This window comes from Protofrankia sp. CiP1_Cm_nod4, assembly GCF_982290645.1.
In genome coordinates this window covers 1-881 of record NZ_CEVIVC010000114.1, presented here as the reverse complement: position 1 = coordinate 881, position 881 = coordinate 1, and the positions used below count along the sequence as shown (strand labels likewise).

The 881-nt window shown below is 76.0% G+C and carries 1 pseudogene; it reads left to right on the top strand.

Going from position 1 to position 881, the window contains the following annotated elements:
* A pseudogene (locus AC5LSR_RS18285) lies at nucleotides 1-881 on the top strand (hypothetical protein); the annotation flags it as partial.

Genomic DNA, 881 nt, shown 5'->3' with positions numbered 1-881 from the left:
AAACCGGAAACCGGTGTTCGGGCTGGCCCGGGAACAACTGTTACGCGACGGGAAGGTCGTCCCGTCCGCGATCGTGCTCTCGCACGAGGAGCAACGCGCCCGGCTGCGCCGCGACTGCCCGCAGGCCGTGCCCGTCGCGGTGGTGGCCGGTGATCCCTGTTACGACCGCCTGCGCGCGAGCCTGCGTTTCCGCCGGGAGTACCGCGGGGCGCTGGGAGTCAGCCCCGCTCACACACTGGTGACACTCACCTCGACCTGGGGCCCCGGGTCGCTGCTGGGCCGCTGGCCGCACCTGCCGGCCCGCCTGCTCGCCGAGTTACCGGTGGACGAGTACCGGGTCGCGGCGGTCGTGCATCCCAACGTCTGGCACGGGCACGGCCCATGGCAGCTCCGGGCCTGGCTGGACGAGGCCCGCCGGGCCGGCCTGCTGCTCATACCCGCCCGGGAGGGGTGGCGCGCCGCCCTGGTCGCCGCGGACGCGGTGATCGGCGACCACGGATCCGTCACCGTGTACGCGGCGGCGCTGGACCGGCCGGTTCTCCTCGCGGCGGGCGACCCCGCCGAAGTCGACCCGGACGGCTCCACCGCCGCCCTGCTGCGCACCGCGCCCCGGCTGACGGCCACGGCGGGGCTGCGCGCGCAGGTGGACCGGGCCGTCGCGACACACCGACCGGGCCGGTACGCGGATCTCGCGGCGGCCACGTTCGCCCGGCCCGGGGAGTCCCTGCGGGTGCTGGCCGACCTGATGTACCGGCTGATGGGCCTGCCACCGCCCGCCGGCCCACCGAGCCCGGCCCGGGCCCCGGCGCGCGTGCCGACGCCCGAACACGAATGGCGGCACCCGACCGCTCTGCTCGCCGAAACAGCCATCATCGCCGCCG